Genomic DNA, 263 nt, shown 5'->3' on the forward strand with positions numbered 1-263 from the left:
TCCTGCGCGTCTGTACGTCCTGGCTGAGCGACGTCGGGGCTTGTCCCTGCTTCCCATGACAGACATCACCTACCGAATGCTCTAATTTTTTTTGGCCTGTAAGGAGGCGGTTCGCAAACCGCCTCCTTCGGTTGAACGTGACGATTATCCATCGCTTTGGCCCGTGCGCCGAGGTCGGCCAAACCGCCGTCCAGGCGCCGCGCCGTACCTGAAAAACACGTTTTTATCGTCAACCACTCCGAACTAGAAAAGCAGGTTCTTCG

Source organism: Pseudomonas sp. Tri1, from assembly GCF_017968885.1.
In the GTDB taxonomy this organism is placed as follows: Bacteria; Pseudomonadota; Gammaproteobacteria; order Pseudomonadales; family Pseudomonadaceae; genus Aquipseudomonas.